Genomic DNA, 20,501 nt, shown 5'->3' with positions numbered 1-20,501 from the left:
TTTACCTTTAACCTACCAATTCAAACCGTTATGTTACATAATATGTATACCATACCTTTCCCCGGACTTAAACGTTGCGGACTGTTAGTTTTTTTAATGTTATTTGCTGCCGGCACGCTGCAAGCTCAGCAAAACCGATGGAAGCCAAAACCTCCGGGCGTACCTTCCGAAATTCAGATAACCCCTTACAAAACCACGATGATTGCTAATGGTAAGGATGAGGCCCTGATAAATGTTAAAATTATTGATAGCAAGGGGGATAGCCTTGCAAATGCGCAAATCCCTGTTGTATTGCATTTAAGTGGCGATGCCAAAATTGTAAACATAATGGATGCCGGTGATTTTGCAGCCATACCGCATACGGACACTAGCTGGCAGATAAACGTGCATGGCAGCTGCCGGTTAATCTTACGTGCCGGAACAACGCTAAGTAAAATTAAACTCGAAGCCAAAGCTGATAGTTTATACACGGGCTCAACCGAGATCCACACGGTGCAATTAGGAATAGCGCACGTAGTTACACGCGATAAATACAAACCGAAAAAAGTTACTGATAAAATATTGGGCGCCGATATTTCCTTTTTACCGCAACTGGAAAGCCGCGGTATGAAATTTTCCGACAAAGGTGTTCAGGGTGACGCTATGGAGATCATGAAAGCGCATGGGTTTAACTACATCCGGCTGCGGATCTTTGTCGACCCGGCACAGCCTAAAGGCTATTCGCCGGTGAAAGGTTTTTGCGACCTTGAGCATACCAAACAAATGGCCAAGCGAATAAAAGCCGCAGGGATGAAGTTTTTGCTCGATTTTCATTACAGCGATTACTGGGCCGATCCGCAACAGCAAAATAAACCCGCCGCCTGGGCTGGCGAAGATTTCCCGGCGGTTAAAACATCCCTTTATAACTATACCGTTGATGTAATGCAGCAGTTAAAAGACCAGGGCACCGCGCCCGATATGGTACAGGTAGGCAACGAAATTAACCATGGTATGGTATGGCCCGACGGCGCCATTGGCAGCCTGGATAGCCTGGCACAGCTGATATACGAAGGTGTGAAGGGTGTTCAAAAAGTTAGTCCGAATACTATTATTATGCTGCATATTGCTTTGGGGGGCCAAAATGCCGAAGCCAGGTTCTTTTTGGATAATATGAAAGAGCGAAACGTGCCTTTTGATGTGATAGGCCTTTCTTACTACCCCAAATGGCACGGTACCCCTGCCGACCTGAAATACAATATGGCCGACCTTGCCAAACGCTACCCGCAGCAGGTAATGGTTGCCGAATACTCGCAGCTTAAACGTGAAGTAAACGATATTGCCTTCAATGTGCCCAATGGCAAGGCCGTAGGTTCTTTTATTTGGGAACCACTAAGCACCTGGGAAGGCATTTTTGATAAAGATGGCAAAGCCAATGATTACCTGGATGTGGTTTACCCGGAGATAGCGGGGAAGTATCTGAATCACTGATTTAACTGACTTTTTCGATTTAACTGAAGTATTAGGATTTACAAAGTCTTTAAACGGCAAAGCCCTCTATCAGGGCTTTAAAAAACAAACGACCCGGGTTAAATTTCGTGAATCTATCTATTAAGTTTTTGTTTAACGTAAAATTTTTCTTAAAGCCTTTATGACAAAGTAAACTACCACCAATAACGTTATAAAAGACAATGTGGTCCATAAGATTATGCTTGTTGACGGATTCATGGTATAATTAGTTTACTAAAGGTAATATATTGTTGTTCGATCCGGAAAAATATTCTTTAAAATTCAGCCGATTTTGCCACCAGTTCTTAAAGGACTTAAAGGCAGCTTTTTCGGGCTTTGCGCTTACCTGGTTGTTTAAGCATATCGGTTTGCCCGGGCAGCCGCAAAGGCAGTAAACGGCAGGCTTTCTTTTCGTGGAGAGAAGAGGGTTAAGCAGATCCCATTGAAGTGCCCGTTTCTATAGCTGGTTTTGTTTTATTTCGACCATTGCCTTCTTTATTTAGACTACTAGATGTATACGAAATACTACACTTAAATTTACGATTTCATTCTTTGATAAACCGGATCCCGGCACAAATCCTTTCTCAATTGAGCCGGGCGCTAACCTTTTAAATGAAGGCATGAAAAAACAAGCTGATTTGTTTATTGGCATAGCCATTGATGAGAAATAATAGCAGACGCCATCGTATTGAGTTAATTGTGTGGATGTTAAATGCGTTTTTAAATGACAAAAAATTACTGAGAAAATGGATCATTTCAGAGAAGTAAAAAACACCCTATCATGGCATAACGAAGGGAAATTTAATGCCGAACTTGTAAATGGCATCATCACAAAGCTTAATTTTTGTGAACCGGGTAAAGGGCCGGATGATCCGGGGAAAGTCCTTACATCCACCAACTTTAAATATTTACGGGCTGTTTACGCATGCCTTGGCGATTTGTTTAATTTTATTGAAGAGGAAAATAAGAGATTGGGTTATAGCTATGCCCGCGAAACACCCATCCCGCAACGGAATGAGGAGGAAATAGTTGAAAATTATAATATGCCTGCTGAAACAAGGCTTCGCCCGCTGAAAAATTACGATCATCAGCCTGTTTTAGCGCAAGATAATGAACTTAACGCGGAGCTAAGGGATATTGGTTGAATCTAACGGCTCGGTAACCATAGCCGGCTGCAACTAAGATCTGCCTAATACCCCGTCAACCTGCCAGGCAGGGCAGTTAAATTTATTCTGAACCCGCTCGCTTTTTTTGAGTTATATTTACGTATAAACATCTACCTATGAGACCTATCTGGAAAGGTTCACTTGGCTTTGGCCTGGTTAGTATCCCGGTTAAATTATATTCAGCGGTTCAAAGCAGTTCGCTGGATTTTGATATGCTGGATGGTCGCGATCATGCGCATATCCGTTACCAGCGCGTTAATGAAAATACACATAAAGAAGTGCCTTACGATGAAATTGTTAAAGGCTATAAACTGAACGACGATTATGTAATAGTAGACGATCAGGATTTTGAAGATGCAGCGCCCGAAAAAAGCAAGGTCATCGAGATAGAAAGCTTTGTGGATATCGGCGATGTTAACCCCATGTATTACGAAACTTCCTATTACGCCGAACCGGACGCTAAAAATAATAAAGCATATGCCCTGCTGGTTGAGGCGTTGGTGAAATCAAAAAAAGCCGGCCTGGCCAGGTTTGTATTGCGTACCACAGAGTCGCTTTGCATTGTACACCCGGTGGAACATGTGCTGGTAGTAACCCGCATCCGTTTTGCGCAGGAGATCCGCAGCATGGATGACCTGAATGTAGCAAAAGACGTTGCAGTAAGCAAGAAGGAGCTGGACGTCGGCATGGCGCTCATCAACCAATATGCTGAACATTTTGACGTTTCGAAATTTAAAGATGAATATAATAATGAGCTTTTAAAGATCATTAAGGCCAAAGCGAAAGGTAAAAGGGCAACTGTTAAAAAAATGAAACCTGCCAAAGCTACCGGCGACGACCTGTACGAACAACTGATGCAAAGCCTTAATAGCAAGAAAGGAGCTTGATATGAGTTTGCTTGATTATTTCAGAAAGCGTGATTTTAAGAAGACTGCCGAACCAAAAAGCGGCAAAAGCAAAACGAAAACTTTATCCTTCGTGGTACAGCGGCATCATGCTTCGCACCTGCATTATGATTTCAGGCTCGAACTTGATGGCGTACTGAAAAGCTGGGCCGTACCAAAAGGCCCCTCAATGGATCCGAACGACAAACGTTTAGCCATGATGGTGGAAGACCATCCCTATGATTACCGCAACTTTGAAGGCGTTATACCCCAGGGAAATTACGGGGCCGGAGTAGTTTTAATCTGGGACAAGGGAACATATACGTCGCTGGCTGAAAACCGGGAAGACGATGTAAAAACATTGCGGGCCGGGCTAAAATCAGGTAATTTAAAATTCAGGCTGAAGGGCGAAATTTTAAAAGGAGAATTTGCCCTGGTAAAGCTGCATAACGCTGAAGATAATTCGTGGCTGCTGATTAAGCATAACGATGAATTTGCCCAACGGCATTTTAACAGCGAAGACCTGGTGCCCGAAAAGATAAAGGCGCTAAAAAACAACAAACACGGGGAGGCGACAACTCTGCCTTTATCAAAAAAAATAAAAACCAAAGAAAAGAACGTTGAAGACGGCGAAGCAGCCATAGCTGCTGATAATGAGGCGACTGCCGGTAAACCCTATACCCCCATGATGGCAAAACTGGCGCCGAAAGTATTTGATAGCGACGACTGGATATTTGAGCGCAAACTGGATGGCTACCGGGCTATAGGATATACAGGCAGTAAAGCCCGGCTCATCTCGCGCAACGACATTGATTTTAGCAAGGACTATAGTAAGATAGTGGATGAGTTGAAGTCCGTTCCGCAAAAGGCCATTTTGGATGGGGAATTGGTTATTGAAGACAAAAGTGGCAAAAGTAGTTTCCAGGATATACAGCAATATGAGGGCGATACCCGCGAATTGAAGCTAAAGTATTATGTTTTTGACCTGCTGAACTTTGACGGGCACGACTTGCGTGGGATGGAGCTGGTCAGGAGGAAAGAATTGTTAAAATCTTTACTGAAGTCGATTGATTCGAAGGACATTATTTATAATGATCATATCGAAGGAAAGGGAACTGTTTATTTGGAAAAGGCGAAGAAAGAAGGATGGGAGGGAATAATAGGAAAGGATAGCCATAGTTACTATAACAGTGGCAAACGTACTGATCACTGGCTGAAGTTTAAACTTCAAAATTCGCAGGAGGCAATTATTTGCGGGTACACAGCTCCTGAAGGTTCGCGCAAATATTTTGGCTCGTTGATCCTGGGCATTAAGCCCGGCGATAAAATGCAATATATCGGCAACTGCGGTACAGGTTTTAATGAGGCCGGTATTAAGGAGCTTTATGAAAAAATGCACCCGCTGGAAACCGATAAAAAACCTTTTGAAGAAAAAATAATCCGGCGGAACAAAATAACCTGGATAAAACCAAAATTGGTTTGCGAAGTATGGTATGCTGAATGGACGGCTGATAAGCATCTGCGGCACCCGGTATTCAAAGGTTTAAGGATGGATAAAAAATCAGAAAAGGTAATTATGGAAACACCCGATACACAGCTGGCCGACGAGGAGGTTATCACCATCGGTCGCAAAAATTTGAAAGTCACCCACCTGAATAAGGTATTCTGGAAGGAAGAGGGGATAACCAAGGGGCAGCTTATTAATTATTACAGGGACATGGCTGATTGGATAGTTCCTTATTTAAAGGATAAACCTATATCCATGCGCCGGCAGCCAAACGGTACCGGCGACCCCGGTTTTTTTCAAAAAGATACGGATACCGCTCACCTGCCCGATTTTATTAAAACCGAATCGCTTTATTCAGAAAGTAATGATAAGCACATACATTACATTATAGGCGATGGTGCTGCCACGCTTTTGTATATGGTGAATTTAGGCTGCATCGAGATCAATCCATGGCTTAGTTCATATAAAACGCCGGAGAATCCGGATTATATAGTTATTGATCTTGATCCGCATGATGTGCCGTTTAGCTATGCCGTTGATGCGGCACTAAAAACAAAAGAAATTTTTGAACGCATGAAACTGGAGGTTTTTATAAAAACGTCCGGATCAAAAGGCCTGCATATTTATTGCTACCTGGGTGCTAAATACGACTATGACTTTGTTAAAATGTTTGCAGAATACGCAGCAAATTTGATACACACTGAACTGCCTGACACTACCAGCGTTGAACGGAGCCCAGCCAAACGAAAAAATAAAGTCTATATCGATTTTTTGCAAAACCGCCGGGGCCAAACGGTGGCTTGCCCCTATTCGGTACGGCCAAGGCCCGGTGCTACCGTTTCAGCTCCGCTCAAATGGAGTGAAGTGAACTACGACCTTAAGTTATCCGACTATACGATTTTTAATATGAAAGATCGTGTAAAAAAGATCAATGACCCTTGGAAGGAGCTGACAAATACAAAGGCAGACTTGAAAAAAGCCCTGGAATTATTGAAAAAATGAATATTTAAATCTTTATAATTAAATAAATTTCTAATTGAGAAATGTTGGTATGATTAATGTTTAGGAGACACTACAAACATCAAATCATAAAAACTAAACAAAAAAACGCAGTTGAAACTCCCGGAGTAGAAGAATCTGCATTAAATGAATTGTTTATCGACGAATTAAAGGATATTTACTGGGCAGAAAAACACCTGGTATCCGCACTGCCGAAAATGGCGAAAGCTGCAACATCTGACGAGTTGCGCACTGCTATTGAAAATCACCTAAACGAAACGGAAAATCATGTGACGCGGCTTGAAAGCGCTTTTGAGTCTATCGATGAAAAAGCAGTGGCAAAAAAATGCGAAGCGATGGCCGGGTTGATTAAAGAAGGAGAAGAAATAATTTCGGAAACAAAGAAAGGCAGCTTTACCAGGGACGCCGGCATTATTTCAGCCGCTCAAAAAGTTGAACATTACGAGATAGCGTCCTATGGGACTTTAAAGACGCTGGCCACCGTATTGGGCTACACTGAAGCCGCAAGCCTGTTGGATGCTACTTTGCAGGAGGAAAAAAATGCTGATAACATGCTGAGCAAAATAGCGGAAAACAGCATTAATCAAAAAGGAGCCCACGAAAGCGAATAACATTAAGCACATGGCAGCAATAACAAAAAAGCTATCCAAGTAGGGTAGCTTTTTTTGTCATTGCTCATCGGATGAGTCTAAATTGCTGTTGGTCTCCTGATCAGCCCAAGCACAATAGAAATAAGCGCAATGATCAGTAAAATGTGGATTAAGCCGCCTATGGCCATAAAAAAAAATCCGATGGCCCACAATATCACCAGGATAAAGGCCACGAGGTATAATATTGAGTTCATGGTAGCTGTATGTTAGTTAATGACTTATAGATACTATAATCACCAATGCACCTAAAATGTTTTGCAGGACGAAGAAAAACTTAGTCGACTCCATTAACCAACCAATCTACAAGCCCAACCATTTCTTCTGTACCACAAGTTGTTGCGGCGTTGGGTTGGGTAGTGCTTCTACTTTAAAATTAACCTTGTTGTTCCTCAGCAGGGTAACCGGAAGTGTTAGTGGCAGGCCGTCGCGTAAAACTGTTACGGTAATTTTATCGCCCGGTTTTTTGCCGTTTAGTATGGTGGCTGCATCAGTCACCGGTGCGCCGTCAACTGCTGTGAGTTCGTCATTCACATTAATGCCGTCAATCCATGCCGCGCTACCACGAAGCACTGAAGAAATTATTTTTTTAGGATTGTTAGCGGCAAAGGTGATACCGAGCGTTGGATCATTGGTAGAAACCAACTCGTCGGTAACTTTATAACCGGCGTATCCCAGGTAGTGATTGTAATCAATAGGGGCAAGGCCGGTTACATATTTAGCATAAAAATCATCCAGGTTTTTGCCTGCAAATTTCTCAAGCCCATGTTTAAATTCAATGTCCTTATAACCGCGTTTTTTTCCTTTGTAATAAGTATTATACATATATTTCATCACATCATTAAGGCAGTATTTTCCTTTAGAATCATTGATGATCTCCAGGTCGAGCAGGGTGGCCACTTCCGCCCCTTTATCGTAGTATGAAATGGTGGAGTTAATTGAATTTTCGTTCGGGCGGTAGGCTTTTATCCAGGCATCATAACTTGCTTCTGCTAAGGGTTGAATTTTGGCGCCCGGCTGGTTTTCCATTACGCTCATTTCTGCGGCTACGGTGGTCAGGAAAATATCAGGTGTTACCAGGTTCGCGTGGCGCAAAACCCGGTTCTGGTAATAAGCCGTAAAACCTTCGGCTATCCAAAGGTCAGTAGTGTAATTTTCTTTATCATAGTCAAAGGGCCCGAGCACAAAAGGACGCAGACGTTTTACATTCCATAAGTGAAAATGTTCATGGGCAACAAGTCCCAAAAAGTTGCGGTACCCGCTTTCGGTGGCATAACTATCTCTTGAAGCGCCCAAAGTGGTAGAGCTTAAATGTTCTAAACCACCACCGCCGCGGAGGTAATTATGGACAATAAAAACATAATGTTTGTTAGGGTTTTCGCCAAAAACATTGGTTTCTGTTTCAACTATTTTGGCCATGTCGGTTTTAAGGCGTTCTTTGTCATAATTTCCGCCGCCAACCATACACACTTCATACTTTACACCAGCAGCATCAAAACCAAAAACATCCTGGTTGCCAATTTCAATGGGCGAATCAAAAAGAATATCGAAATTGGGCGAATAGCGGGTAAACGGATCATTATTTACCATATCCAAACTTGTGGACACCTTTGTCCAGCCCTTGTAAGGTACAATATGAACGGTTGATGGCAGGTGCAGCATTTTATCAGGATAAATAAAAATGCCCGTTGTTGAAAGGAATCCATGCGAGGCATCAACAAAACTGGTACGTACCGAGATCTCAAAACAATAAACCCTGTATTTAACGTTTATGGCCGATAATCCGGCGGTGTTGACATGCCAGCAGTTTTTGCTGGTTTTGGGTGATGCCAGGGTTTTGCCATTTGCCGATACGTTGAAAGATTCGATGTTTTTTGCAAACTCCCGCACCAGGTACGATCCCGGTGTCCAAACCGGCATTTTAAGGTCAAGGCCGTTTTGGTGCAGGCCTGAAATATTCATTTCAATATCCGCGTAGTGCGCCTGAGCCTCAGGGAAAGTTACTGTATATGCAATATGGGTAGCTCCAGTTGTTTGGGTTGCTTTACTTGTATTAACATCCATAAAAAATACCATTATTAATAAAACGGGCGCTAACTTAATTGTTTTCATTGAGATGAGCAGGTTTTGAAACCCGGTAACCCGGGAATAATTAATCAAAAAGTTGAATATTTAGTTTACTTAAAAACTATGAGGGGCAATTTATTAAAATTTTACTGTCCGGGCCCGGAAAGATTTGTAAAATACCTGACACAATGGGGAGTTGATTAGGTTGATTAAGTGAGTAGTTGACTGCGTTTGGCCGTCAAATATCACCAATTTTGGTCGGCGAAAAATCGGTGTGATCACAAAACAATCGGTGTAATCAGCGTAAAAAAATAAAAAGCGGCACAGAATTTTTTAAATTGACTGAAAAAGCTATTTTTGAACTCAATGGCTAACCGATTTAAAAACTGTTTGTTGATCGACGACAATTACATCGACAATTTTGTTACGCGTAAAATTTTGGAAGCCAGCAACTTCGCCGACAATATTACAGTGGTGCGTTCGGCACAGGAGGCTATAAGCGCGTTAAGCAACGGAACAATCAAACCCGATGTTATTTTCCTGGATGTAAGGATGCCTGGCATGGGTGGGTTCGAATTTTTGGAAGACTATGACAAAATAGATATCGACAAATCCGGTATCAAAATATTTATGCTTTCATCATCTCTTGACCCGCTGGATATGCGGAAATCAACCGATAATAAATATATTACCCAGTTTATTCATAAACCACTTACTCAAAAAGCACTCGAAGAACTTAGCCAATGATCTTGGTAGCTGATAGCGGGTCGTCAAAAACAGACTGGTTGCTTAAACTTTCAACGGGTGAAGTAAAGCAATTTAGAACATCCGGGCTTAACCCATATTTTTTAACCGAAAAAGAGATCGTAAAAATTTTACAGGAGCAGGCAGCCGATATGATTGCCTATGCCCCTGAGATCACAGAAATTTATTTTTTTGGGGCAGGCTGCTCCAGCCCGGACAGGCACGAGATCGTTTCCAATGCCCTTAGCCAATTATTTAATAAATCATATATCAGTGTAGATAGTGACCTTCTTGGCAGTGCCTATGCCACCTGCGGAGCCGAAAAAGGCCTTTGTTGTGTTTTGGGCACGGGTTCAAATATTTCATACTTTGATGGGGCCGAAATCCATTCCGGTCAGCATGGTTTAGGTTTTGTTTTGGGCGATGAAGGGTCAGGTTCATGGTTCGGCAAGGCTTTGATTACTGATTTTTTATACGGTAATATGCCGTTGGATATCAGTGCTAAATTTGATGAAGATTACCATATTACCAAGGAAATAGTGATCAGGAATGTTTATCAAACCCCTAATCCAAATTCGTACCTGGCGGCGTTTAGTAAATTTCTGACAAAAATAAGAAGTACAAACTACGCGCAAAACCTTTTGCATAAAGGCATGGTTGAATTTATTGAAACCAATATAAAGTGGTACCCTCAATACTATAAATTTAAATGCCATTTTGTGGGTTCGATAGCCTTTGTTTTTTCGGATGAGCTGAAAGCGGCCTGTAAAGAAAACGGCGTGCATGTTGGTAAGATCATCCGCCAGCCAATCCATGATTTGATGGAATTTATTTTGAGCAGGGAAGGTGGGGAGTAAGCCTAAAGTCTCGAGTCGGAAGTTTTAAGTCAGCTTATTTTCGGATTGCCATTTTTATACCAATAAAAACTATCCCCAATAACGCCAGCAGGCTACCAATTTTGGCCAGGTAATCTCCATATTGCACGTAAAAAGTAATATCCGAGTTGAGATTGATATCTTGTTTGATAGCCGTACGTACCCACCATTTGGTTTGCTGCACCACATCGCCTCGCTGGTCAATGAAAGCTGAAATGCCGGTATTGGCCGATCGGCAAACCCATCTGCGGGTTTCAATGGCGCGGAGTTTGGCATAATCCAGGTGCTGGTCTTTGCCGGGGGTGTCTTCCCACCAGCCATCGTTAGTGATAATGGCAATAAATTGTGAACCTTTTTTTACCGATTCCGCTATCCATCCGCCCCAAAGCGTTTCGTAGCAAATTGCCGGTGTAACGCCAATGCCACTTTGCGCATAAAAAACACCCGGATCTTTTTGGCCGGCATAGCTGCCTGTGGCCCCGCCCAAATGTGCAAAAACAGGTTTTAAAAACGCCAATGCTGATGGGAAAGGCAATGCCTCAACACCCGGAACCAGTTTGGATTTATGATAGAATTGTACCTCGGCAGAGTTCTCAATGTTTATAGCGGTGTTGAAACTATCAGAATATATATTATGCTCTTCGTCGTAAGCTGCCGTTGGCGTGGCCTGGTTATTATAGATCTTATAGGTCTCGGCGCCGGTTAATAAATTGCCATTTTTATACTTGTTTAAAAAATGCTGCGCTTGCAAAAAGTAGGTATTGGTGCGGATATTATCCTCGTTGATCTCTTCTGCAATGGCAGTTTCCGGCCAGATAAAAAACTCGGTGTTGGCCTGTCCCAGCGAATCGGAAATATGGGTTAATATACTCAATTGCAATGATGCAGGCATTGTTGATTCCTTTGCATAGGGGTCTATATTGGGTTGTGCCACCACAATATTTGAGGGGTTGTTTTGCTCGTGGTAATTATAATAAGTGAACAGTGAGTAGCTTACAGGCAGTATTAAAACCAGAACAAATACAGTGATCAGTTTTAATCTTGAGAATTTGTTTTGCCCCTCTTTTAACCCCGTGTAAACTAAAAATAATAGGATGTTTATCGTCCAGATCCAAAGCGTGCCGCCATATACCCCGGTATATTCATACCATTGCACCCATTGGTGCGAGACCGCCAAACCATTACCCAATGTCATCCAGGGGAATTTAAGATCCCAGCTTTGATTCAGGTATTCGTAAGCTATCCAAAAACAAATCAATCCAAATAAACTGAAGTTGCGGTTTGTTATTAACCGTAACCGGTAATACAGCCAGCAAGCAGTCGCCATTAACAGTGGCCCTAAGGAGTAAGGTATAAATGAAACAGGTACGGCCACCACCTCACCAATCACTTTTAAAGAATTGTAAACCCAGAAAATAGATAGAATGTTCCAAACAAAAAAGCCGATAAAAGCGGTGCCGAATATTTTTTTACCTTTTTTGCTTGCGTTGGATTGAATAATGCTTTCAATAGCAACCAGCATCGGTACTAATCCCACAAATAATAAAAAAGTTGTGTAATGCGTAGGCGGCCAGCCAATCCAAAGTAGTAAACCGGAAAGCGTTGCTAACAGTATGTTTTTTTTCATTGAAATAATATCCCGTGGAAACGCTGCAAATGACGCAATTATTTTTAATAGTTTATTAAAGGTGTACTTACTGCTTTTTAAATTTTTCTGAATTGAACGATCCCGATTTTCCTTTTGGTATAGATAGCGAATGCCAATCAGCCCCGGCGATCATTTTCCCAATAAAAACAATCTGCCCAACATGATAAGGGTAATGTGACAATTGCCGGTTAATGGCATCCACCAGGCTGTGGCGCTCATTGCGGATATAAATATCCTTTTCCCAATCATCATCGCCGATTGAATTTAAGGCATTGAAGAGGCAATCCCATCCTTTATTCCATTGCGTCAACAATTCAGCTCGATTGGTAATCGCATTTTCAAACTCTGCATCACGGTTTCGCCAATCTTTTTCGCCATCGCTGGTTAAAAAATCTGTCCAGCGGGAAAGCATATTGCCTGCCAGGTGCTGAACGATCATGGCTATGCTATTGCTTTCCTCATTATATAGCCAAAACAAGCTTTCGTCATTAACCTGGGCGAAAGTCTGTTCGGCAAGTGTTTTATAATATTCAAAGCGTTTGATTGCGCTGGTTAAATATTCTTTCATAAAAGCCCTTCCAGCCCCCTCTAAATCTCCCCCGGCAGGGGAGACGTTAAGACTTGTTTTATTTATTACAAAAAATAGCCTTCCATATTGTCGGCTAAAATAAAGTTATTGTCTTCAACCTGAATTTCCCTATTTTCCTCGAAAGGGTCAAAACTAATATAGTACCCTTTATCGGACTTAAAAAATTTGTACCGTTCTATATAGTAAAAATAATGATCTGAGGTGTAGAACATGCCATATTGAGATACATTTTGAAATTGTATTTTTAGGTCTTTTTCATCCTTTGAATACAATAAGGTAATATAAACATCAATATTTAATTTATGATTAGCATAAAAAATATCGAACCTGCTTATTGATGCACTTATTAAACTTTTATCTCCGGATAAGTAATTTAAAAGCTCGTCATTTTTGGCGATGTGTGTCATGCTTTATAGGTAATATAAAAAAGTCTCTCCTACCGGGGGGGATTATTCACTGGTTTATTGCTTTTTATCGGTGTTCATGATTGCTTTGCAATTTAGAGGGGGCCTACACAAATCACAAACTCACCCTTCAAAGGATGTGTTTCAAAATAAGTTTTTACTTCGGTTACCGTTCCTCTAACAGTTTCTTCAAACATTTTTGTCAACTCGCGGGAAACGGAGATCTGCCTTTCAGCTCCGAAATAGGTAGCCATTTCGTCCAGTGTTTTTAATAACCGGTGCGGCGATTCATATAAGATGATGGTGCGTTCTTCAGTTGCTAAAGTTTTATAGCGGGTTTGGCGTCCTTTTTTTACCGGTAAGAACCCTTCAAAACAAAACCGGTCGGTAGGGAACCCCGAGTTGACAAGGGCCGGAACAAACGCGGTAGCGCCGGGCAGGCATTCCACCGCAATTTCATTTTTCAATGCTTCCCTTACCAGGTAAAAGCCTGGATCGGATATCGCTGGGGTGCCCGCATCCGAAATCAGCGCAATATTTTTCCTTCCTTTAAAAAACGGATGATCTCGTTGGTCGATTGGTGCTCGTTATGCTGATGGTGTGCAAATACCTTTTGATGGATATCAAAATGCTTCAGCAATGGCGCCGATGTGCGCGTATCCTCGGCCAGGATGAGGTCGGCTTCTTTTAAAACCCTGATTGCCCTGAAGGTCATATCCTCCAGGTTACCTATCGGGGTGGGAACCAGGTATAATTTTCCACTCATTCTTTTTGTTTGAAGTTGGCAGTTTGAAGTTGGCAGTAGGCAGTTGAAAGGGTAAACAAAAAAACTGCTAACTACACACTGCAAACCGCCAACTGATTATATCTTTGCCTAAAATTAAAAATAATGCTGCAAGTTAATTATATCCGCGATAACAGGGAACAGGTTTTGGAACGTTTGGCTGTAAAAAATTTTAAACAGCCCGCTTTGGTTGATGAAATTATTCAATTGGATGATAAGCGCCGTCAAACACAAACCAGTTTGGATAATGTTTCGGCGGAAGCAAATGCTGCAGCAAAACAGATTGGTGAACTGATGCGGGCCGGCAAGAAAGAAGAAGCCGAGGTGCTCAAATCAAAAACCGGTACCTGGAAAGAAGATATCAAGACTTTAGGCGAGCAGCTTTCAACTATCGAGGATGAATTATACCAGAAACAGGTATTGCTGCCCAATTTACCTCATAGTTCGGTACCGAAAGGGCTTACCCCCGAGGAGAATGAAGTTGTGCTTGAAAGCGGCGCTATGCCGCACCTGCCTGCAAACGCATTGCCACATTGGGAACTTGCCGCCAAATATAACCTGATTGATTTTGAGCTTGGTGTTAAAATAACAGGCGCGGGTTTCCCGGTATATAAAAACAAAGGCGCCAAATTGCAGCGTGCCCTCATTAATTACTTTATTGACGAGGCTGAAAAAGCAGGTTTCAGCGAAGTAAGTGTGCCTTTAATGGTGAATGAAGCCTCGGGTTTTGGCACCAGCCAGTTGCCGGATAAAGAAGGGCAAATGTACTACGTGGGTTTGGATAACCTGTACCTGATCCCGACTGCAGAAGTGCCCATCACTAACCTTTACCGTGATGTTATTTTAAAGGCCGATGAGTTGCCCGTAAAAAATTGCGGCCATACCCCTTGCTTCCGCAGGGAAGCAGGCTCATATGGCGCCCACGTACGTGGCTTGAACAGACTGCACCAGTTTGATAAGGTGGAGATTGTGCAAATCGCCCACCCGGATAATTCATACGCGTTATTGGAGGAGATGGTGAGCCATGTACAGGGTTTATTACAAAAATTAGGACTGCCATACCGCGTATTGCGCCTTTGCGGCGGAGATATGGGTTTCGGCTCCGCGCTTACTTATGACCTGGAAACATGGAGTGCGGCGCAGCAGCGCTGGCTCGAGGTTTCGTCTGTTTCAAACTTCGAAACTTTCCAGAGCTACCGTTTAAAACTCCGTTTCCGCAATGCTGAAGGAAAAACCCAGTTGGCCCACACGCTTAATGGCAGTGCATTGGCCTTGCCACGTATTGTAGCAACGATATTGGAAAACTACCAGACGGAAAATGGCATAAAAGTACCCGAGGTATTGGTTCCGTACACAAAGTTTGAGTGGATAGATTAAGCGTTTAGTTGCTTACACCGGCAACAAGTTTAATGATCGAGTGATCGATCATATCATTGACGGTGTTTAGCACCGTTTTTTGTTGATGGACCTTGGCCAGGTCGGCCTTGTAGATAAACTGATCAACGCCAAGAACTTTCAGGAAACTATCCGTTTTTTCGTTGGCATCATTTTTATAACAGTAAAGTTTGATTTTATTGTAGAACTTATTTGTTTGGATCCGGCGCAGAATTTTTTCCAGGTCCCTTCCTAAAAAATCATGATCAAATATAATCAGCTCGGGGTAGGATTCAAAAATAGAGGGGAATATATTGGTTGCAACAGACACGTGTTTAACGTTGGTATAACCAGCGATTAAATGTTCATCGAAGATTTCAGGGGCAACAAGTATTACCTTCCTGAAGCGTGTACGGATCATGCTTAAATCTATTAGGGTCACTAAAGATAAATGGTAATTTTCAAATTGTCAAGTGCTTATCAATCAATGGGAAAGAAAATAAAAACTTAATATTTTTTTAATATTGGGCACAAAACTTCACAAAAGGAGTGTGTTTTTTATATTAAATTAACCAATAAGAAAATATTGTATCCAAAACGCAATAAAGGGTAGTGGTTGATGTTCCGGCTTAAAAGTTATTAACACTTGTATAACAAAGAAATTGCATTATACAATTAAAAATTCTTCGTGAAATGCAATTTTTTTTGAGGGATTTATAATTTGCAAACAGAACTGTTTAAAAATACTTTTATAAATGGCCCCGGGTTTTCAACACCTTAATTCGAAATCTCAAAGACAGCATTTATCTGATAACTTAATTTTATTTTCTTAAAATCAATATCCGAAGTCGACTCGCTCTTATTGTAGGCCATCACTGTGTTTGAGTACATATTAGGACTAAAGTAATTCTGGATTGGGGTTTCGGTTTCATTGATGCTGATCACTGGGCCCAGTTTTTCGCCCAGGCTGTTTAAAAGGTAAGTCGCTTTTTCTTTAGCGGCCAACAAAGCTTGTATTTTTACCTGGCGTTTTACTTCCGGCATTTTCGAATAATCGTAACTATCAATATTTGTTGAGGATATGCCTTTAGCGTCAACGGCCGCTATTATCTGGTTATATTTGTTAAGATCATGAAAGCGGATCCTGTATTGTTTTGCCGCTAAAAAATCTGGCGACTTTTTCTTTTGATAATAATTATTGTAAGAGAACAAGTTGTTTACAGTGAAGTCTTCTTTGGGAATGCCGGCATCCTTAACAGCGCTTTCAAGCTGATTCTCCAATTCATCAATGGTGATTTTGGTTTTACCACTCATGTACTCCTGCAGGGATACAGTAACGTTGATAATATCAGGCGTAACTTCCTGCTCAGCGGATCCACTAACTTCAATTTTGCGGCGAAGGTCAACTGTTTGCGAAAAGGCGGAAAAAACAAATGCAATCAGGGCTGCCAGTAAAATGATTTTTTTCATGAATTATAGTTTTAAGGTTTCTGCCAAATTACCGAAAATAAATCTATTTGTACGCAACGTAAACTAAAGATATTGGCGGGTGATTTTTTCAGAATGACAAAAGTGCCGATCGCAGTATAACGTTACCGGTTTTTACCGTAATAATTTGCGAATTGAAAATGCGGGTTATTAGTGATTTTATGTGGCTTAATAAACTTCGTCTTTTTACTTGTTGTAAAACAGGCTCTTCATTTTGAGGATGGTTCATTGGCTCTTCAAAGTCATCATATCCTTCCGTCAGCATACTTTCACGAATAACTTTTTCCCTTAATTCCGGGTCGCGGTTTACAATTTCATCCAGTTCAGTTAATTCACTAAATGTTGCCTTTCCCGATTTTTGCCTTTTGATCAGGATATCAAAACGATCCTGTAAAAATGTACGGCGTTCAGGTTGTTTTTTACTGCTCATTTTGATTTTGTGTTAACTGTATATTATTGCACAAACTATGTGCCGTTGTTTTATATTGCTGTACTTCAGTGTTTTATGTAATGATATGCCCCGCTACGTATCATTTTGATACAGCGGGGTGTTCGTTTTTGATCGGCTACGCCTGCGTTTAAATAAAGGGAATTTTTGTTACATTCGGCGAAACTGACCGAAATGAAAATAAAATATTCTTTCCTTTTAACTTTTGGCATAACCGCTGTCCTGGCCGCATGCAAAAGTCACGACAAGGGCAATCCCATAACGGGCGACGAAATAAAAAGCCATATAGCAGTATTGGCAGATGATTCATTGCTTGGCCGGAAGCCATTTACTGTGGGTGAAACTAAGGCCATCGCCTACATTTCATCGGAGTTTAAAAATATGGGCCTTGAGCCGGGGAATAATGGCAGTTATTTCCAGGAGGTGCCTATGGTTGAAGTGACCAGCAAGCCTGTGGGCACTATGGAAATATCGGGAGGAAAACAACCTTTCAGCCTGAATTACCTGGCCGATTTTGTGGCTTCAACACGGCGCGAACTGGATACGGTGCAGTTAAAAAACTCCCCGCTGGTATTTGCGGGATATGGCATTGTTGCCCCTGAATATAAATGGAATGATTATGCGGGGCTGGACCTTAAAGGTAAAACGGTTGTGGTATTGGTGAACGACCCTGGCTTTAAATCGGGCGACCGTACCTTATTTAAAGGCGATACCATGACCTATTATGGTCGCTGGACCTATAAATACGAAGAAGCAGCGCGGCAGGGGGCTGCTGGAATCATCATAGTGCATCAAACTGAGCCGGCAAGTTATGACTGGAGCGTTGTAGCCAATAGTTTTACAGGAGCAAAGCTATATTTACAACAATCAGATAAACATCTTTCAAGATGTAAAGTTGAAGGCTGGATAACCGAAGAAGCAGCCAAAAAGCTATTTGCAGCAGCGGGTGTAGCGGGCGATTTCAGGGCTATCGCGCGTAAAAGGGATTTTAAAGCTATGCCGTTAAACCTGGATGCTACGCTTACTATTCAAAATAAATTAAAATATTCAACCTCACACAACGTGATCGCTGTACTAAAGGGAAGCGCCCGTCCTGAAGAATGCATTCTTTATACCGCACATTGGGATCACCTGGGCATTGGTAAACCCGATGCAAAAGGTGATAGCATTTATAATGGGGCAGTTGATAATGCCAGCGGCGTAGCTGCAGTATTAAGCGAAGCCAGGCGGTTTATGCAATTAAAGGAGAAACCCCAAAGATCTGTAGTGTTTTTAGCAGTAACAGGGGAAGAACAGGGCCTGCTGGGTTCGGAATATTATGCCACGCATCCTATTTATCCCTTAAATAAAACTGTGGCTGACCTTAACATGGACGCGCTGGGGGCCTATGGCGAAACCAATGATTTTTCCATTGCGGGTAAGGGGCAGAACAACCTGGAAGATTATGTAGCAGATTTTGCAAAACAAGACGGCAAAAAGGTTACCGGCGATAAAAACCCCGGCGCAGGCGGCTACTACAGGTCTGATCATTTTAATTTTGCGAAGGTGGGTGTACCGGCGTTGGATATGAACAATGGGGCCGAAAGTATTACGCATGGTGAAGCCTGGGGCAAAGCCAGGCAAAAAGAATATGGGGATAAGCATTACCATCAGCCATCAGATAACTATTCGCCGGGCATGGATGCTGGCGGGATGGCGGAGGTAGCCAATATGCTGTTTAAAGTAGGTGATAAACTGGCGAATGAAAGTACTTTCCCTGGTTGGAAAAATGGCTCTGAGTTTAAAGCGGTCCGTGAAAAGTCAATGGGAAAATAAGGATAAAGCTGAAAGGGAAAAGGTGAAAGGTGTGAAGCGATGGTGCTTTTACCTTTCACCTTCTGTTCAATATGATAGATTCGGGGAGTTTTTCAGTTGATATCTATTGCGCTCCCGTCAAAAAGTTTAGTTGTTCATTTTAGCGATTTGATAGCATTCATACGCTAAATGCCTGTTATAGTCATTAGCGATACTTTTATAAGTGATCAGATCAATAAGGGTACCGATCCCGAAAAAACCGAAAGTCAGCAGGTAAAGTCCTCCCAACATATAGTTCCTGGTCATAAACCGTTGCATACCCGCCAGTCCTAAAAAACCTAACAGGGTTGCCAGCAAAATATCATTTGGATTTTTTCTGCGGCTGTTGTAAACCAGCATAAAGGTTTGCATTTGATTTTGCGAAAGCCCTGCTGATGCGTGGTGAAGAAAACTGTATTCTTCCATGGTGATGCCTGCCGCATTGGTATATGAATATTGATAAGCGTCCATTTTTGTACCAGATTAATTTGTCATCATTAAAACCTGGTATAAAATTAAGGCAGATCCAAAAAAACGCAACCGGTATTAGGTTAGCAGTTAAAACAAGTCGGTGAGTGAGGGGATTTTGACGGTGAAAAGCTTTGCCTGAATGCAATCAAACCTCTAAAAAAGAATAGATATGCAGCAATGGCCCGATTGAATTTATCATTATATTTGTTATACAAAATAAATCATGGAAGAATTAGTAATTAAAGTTAAGGATGAAAAGGAATCATCTTTCCTTAAGGATTTGCTTAAGAAATTAAAAATTAAGTTTGAGGCTATAAATGTTGATGATGTGCCCAGCGGAGAACAAGTTAAGCAAACTGTACTTAATGGACAAAAGGCCTATCGGAACGGCGATCTGGACCAATTTAAGGAAATCAATCCCAAAGACCTGTGGAAGTAATCTACCGGATTATTTTTTATAAAGAGGCACAGAAGGACATAGAGCACTGGCAGAAGTCAGGGAATAAACAGGCAATAAAGAAGATATCTGATATTGTAGAAGCCTTACAAAGAAACCCTTACAGTAAAAGCCCCGGCGATCCTGAAAAATTAAAATATACTGATGGTTATTCCAGGCGAATAGATAGGAAAAACAGAATTACCTACGAAATTAACGATATGGCTAAGGAGGTGATTATATTCAGTATGCGTGGTCACTATGATGATAAGTAAACTTCAAAACTCATAATCTCTCTCAACCTTACAAATCCTAACCTTATAATGTTCATACCATTTTTCGCGACCGGTTTTTTGAGCGACGAGGTGCCGTGCATTGGCTTTCCAGTTTTTAATATCTTCCAGCGAGCGCCAATAGGAGATAGTGATACCTAATTCATTCCTTGCTGATTCAATACCCAGGTAACCGGGTTGCTGTTTGGCAAGTTCGCCCATTTCATCAGCCATAGCGCCATAGCCATTGTCGCCTTCGGTTCGAAGGGAAGTGAATATTACCGCGTAATAGGGAGGATCTGGAGTTCCTGCAATCATTTTTAAATATTCAAACTATCAATTGAAGATGCGTCAATTTT

At 41.8% G+C, this 20,501-nt stretch carries 21 protein-coding genes and 1 pseudogene; 11 read left to right on the top strand and 11 right to left on the bottom strand.

What is annotated here, in order from left to right; all coding sequences use genetic code 11:
• Positions 1–30: 30 nt before the first annotated feature.
• The 5 genes from MgSA37_RS21965 (at position 31) to MgSA37_RS21945 (ending at position 6,673) form a co-directional block, all read left to right on the top strand.
• Entirely contained in the window at positions 31–1,467 is a 1,437-nt protein-coding gene (locus MgSA37_RS21965; RefSeq protein ID WP_096355040.1) for a glycosyl hydrolase 53 family protein, read from the top strand.
• Positions 1,468–2,231: 764 nt separating this feature from the next.
• Positions 2,232–2,630 carry a hypothetical protein gene (locus MgSA37_RS21960; RefSeq protein WP_096355038.1) on the top strand — a complete coding sequence of 133 codons (399 nt, stop codon included), beginning with the start codon at positions 2,232–2,234 and terminating at the stop codon, positions 2,628–2,630.
• A gap of 137 nt (positions 2,631–2,767) precedes the next feature.
• Positions 2,768–3,538, top strand: a complete 771-nt coding sequence (gene ku, locus MgSA37_RS21955) for a non-homologous end joining protein Ku (RefSeq protein WP_096355036.1) — start codon at positions 2,768–2,770, stop codon at positions 3,536–3,538.
• Position 3,539: 1 nt separating this feature from the next.
• Positions 3,540–6,044, top strand: coding sequence for a DNA ligase D (gene ligD / locus MgSA37_RS21950; protein WP_096355034.1), 2,505 nt, complete (start codon positions 3,540–3,542; stop codon positions 6,042–6,044).
• A 56-nt stretch (positions 6,045–6,100) separates the two neighbouring features.
• Complete coding sequence (locus MgSA37_RS21945; protein ID WP_096355032.1) at positions 6,101–6,673, top strand: YciE/YciF ferroxidase family protein; 573 nt, start codon at positions 6,101–6,103, stop codon at positions 6,671–6,673.
• A 77-nt stretch (positions 6,674–6,750) separates the two neighbouring features.
• On the opposite strand, the gene MgSA37_RS28385 is transcribed toward MgSA37_RS21945, so the two are convergent.
• Both MgSA37_RS28385 and MgSA37_RS21940 read right to left on the bottom strand, forming a co-directional pair.
• On the bottom strand, positions 6,751–6,906 hold the full coding sequence (locus MgSA37_RS28385) for a lmo0937 family membrane protein (RefSeq protein WP_157750677.1): 156 nt from the start codon (positions 6,904–6,906) through the stop codon (positions 6,751–6,753).
• Between the two features lie 106 nt (positions 6,907–7,012).
• Positions 7,013–8,821 (bottom strand): M61 family metallopeptidase, encoded by a 1,809-nt coding sequence (locus tag MgSA37_RS21940; RefSeq protein ID WP_096357665.1) that lies wholly within the window; start codon positions 8,819–8,821, stop codon positions 7,013–7,015.
• Between the two features lie 321 nt (positions 8,822–9,142).
• Between MgSA37_RS21940 and MgSA37_RS21935 the strand changes: the two genes are divergently transcribed.
• Both MgSA37_RS21935 and MgSA37_RS21930 read left to right on the top strand, forming a co-directional pair.
• Positions 9,143–9,523: a response regulator gene (locus MgSA37_RS21935; protein WP_096355030.1), complete on the top strand. Its 381-nt coding sequence runs from the start codon at positions 9,143–9,145 to the stop codon at positions 9,521–9,523.
• On the top strand, positions 9,520–10,377 hold the full coding sequence (locus MgSA37_RS21930; RefSeq protein ID WP_096355028.1) for an N-acetylglucosamine kinase: 858 nt from the start codon (positions 9,520–9,522) through the stop codon (positions 10,375–10,377). The genes MgSA37_RS21935 and MgSA37_RS21930 overlap by 4 nt, the downstream gene beginning before the upstream one ends.
• A 34-nt stretch (positions 10,378–10,411) precedes the next feature.
• Here MgSA37_RS21930 and lnt read toward each other — a convergent pair whose 3' ends face one another.
• From lnt to rsmI, 4 genes and pseudogenes are all read right to left on the bottom strand, one after another.
• Entirely contained in the window at positions 10,412–12,022 is a 1,611-nt protein-coding gene (gene lnt / locus MgSA37_RS21925; protein WP_096355026.1) for an apolipoprotein N-acyltransferase, read from the bottom strand.
• Between the two features lie 67 nt (positions 12,023–12,089).
• Positions 12,090–12,611 carry a DUF1572 domain-containing protein gene (locus MgSA37_RS21920; RefSeq protein WP_096355023.1) on the bottom strand — a complete coding sequence of 174 codons (522 nt, stop codon included), beginning with the start codon at positions 12,609–12,611 and terminating at the stop codon, positions 12,090–12,092.
• Positions 12,612–12,676: 65 nt separating this feature from the next.
• Positions 12,677–13,039 carry a hypothetical protein gene (locus MgSA37_RS21915; protein WP_096355021.1) on the bottom strand — a complete coding sequence of 121 codons (363 nt, stop codon included), beginning with the start codon at positions 13,037–13,039 and terminating at the stop codon, positions 12,677–12,679.
• 92 nt (positions 13,040–13,131) lie between these two features.
• Positions 13,132–13,802: pseudogene (rsmI, locus tag MgSA37_RS21910) on the bottom strand (16S rRNA (cytidine(1402)-2'-O)-methyltransferase).
• Between the two features lie 123 nt (positions 13,803–13,925).
• Here rsmI and serS point away from each other — a divergent pair.
• Positions 13,926–15,197: a serine--tRNA ligase gene (serS, locus tag MgSA37_RS21905; protein WP_096355019.1), complete on the top strand. Its 1,272-nt coding sequence runs from the start codon at positions 13,926–13,928 to the stop codon at positions 15,195–15,197.
• Between the two features lie 4 nt (positions 15,198–15,201).
• On the opposite strand, the gene MgSA37_RS21900 is transcribed toward serS, so the two are convergent.
• From MgSA37_RS21900 to MgSA37_RS21890, 3 genes are all read right to left on the bottom strand, one after another.
• Positions 15,202–15,615: a hypothetical protein gene (locus MgSA37_RS21900; RefSeq protein WP_096355017.1), complete on the bottom strand. Its 414-nt coding sequence runs from the start codon at positions 15,613–15,615 to the stop codon at positions 15,202–15,204.
• 356 nt (positions 15,616–15,971) lie between these two features.
• The gene (locus MgSA37_RS21895; protein ID WP_096355015.1) at positions 15,972–16,664 is read right to left on the bottom strand and encodes an SIMPL domain-containing protein; all 693 of its coding nucleotides are present in this window, start codon (positions 16,662–16,664) and stop codon (positions 15,972–15,974) included.
• Positions 16,665–16,752: 88 nt separating this feature from the next.
• The gene (locus tag MgSA37_RS21890) at positions 16,753–17,112 is read right to left on the bottom strand and encodes a hypothetical protein (protein ID WP_096355013.1); all 360 of its coding nucleotides are present in this window, start codon (positions 17,110–17,112) and stop codon (positions 16,753–16,755) included.
• A 192-nt stretch (positions 17,113–17,304) separates the two neighbouring features.
• On the opposite strand from MgSA37_RS21890, the gene MgSA37_RS21885 reads away from it, so the two are divergent.
• The gene (locus MgSA37_RS21885; RefSeq protein WP_096355011.1) at positions 17,305–18,945 is read left to right on the top strand and encodes a M28 family metallopeptidase; all 1,641 of its coding nucleotides are present in this window, start codon (positions 17,305–17,307) and stop codon (positions 18,943–18,945) included.
• A 126-nt stretch (positions 18,946–19,071) separates the two neighbouring features.
• Here MgSA37_RS21885 and MgSA37_RS21880 read toward each other — a convergent pair whose 3' ends face one another.
• Entirely contained in the window at positions 19,072–19,434 is a 363-nt protein-coding gene (locus tag MgSA37_RS21880; protein ID WP_197706032.1) for a TM2 domain-containing protein, read from the bottom strand.
• 223 nt (positions 19,435–19,657) lie between these two features.
• Between MgSA37_RS21880 and MgSA37_RS21875 the strand changes: the two genes are divergently transcribed.
• Together MgSA37_RS21875 and MgSA37_RS21870 are read left to right on the top strand one after the other, a co-directional pair.
• Positions 19,658–19,873, top strand: a complete 216-nt coding sequence (locus MgSA37_RS21875; RefSeq protein ID WP_096355009.1) for a hypothetical protein — start codon at positions 19,658–19,660, stop codon at positions 19,871–19,873.
• On the top strand, positions 19,864–20,145 hold the full coding sequence (locus tag MgSA37_RS21870; protein ID WP_096355007.1) for a Txe/YoeB family addiction module toxin: 282 nt from the start codon (positions 19,864–19,866) through the stop codon (positions 20,143–20,145). The genes MgSA37_RS21875 and MgSA37_RS21870 overlap by 10 nt, the downstream gene beginning before the upstream one ends.
• Positions 20,146–20,148: 3 nt before the next feature.
• Here the strand turns inward: MgSA37_RS21870 and MgSA37_RS21865 are convergent, their stop codons facing one another.
• A complete protein-coding gene (locus MgSA37_RS21865; RefSeq protein ID WP_096355005.1) occupies positions 20,149–20,460 on the bottom strand; it encodes an antibiotic biosynthesis monooxygenase family protein in 312 nt (103 codons plus the stop codon).
• Between the last annotated feature and the right edge of the window lie 41 nt (positions 20,461–20,501).

The organism is Mucilaginibacter gotjawali, assembly GCF_002355435.1.
Lineage (GTDB): Bacteria > Bacteroidota > Bacteroidia > Sphingobacteriales > Sphingobacteriaceae > Mucilaginibacter > Mucilaginibacter gotjawali.
The sequence above is the reverse complement of the archived record's forward strand: the minus strand, read 5'-3'. Positions and strand labels throughout refer to the sequence as shown.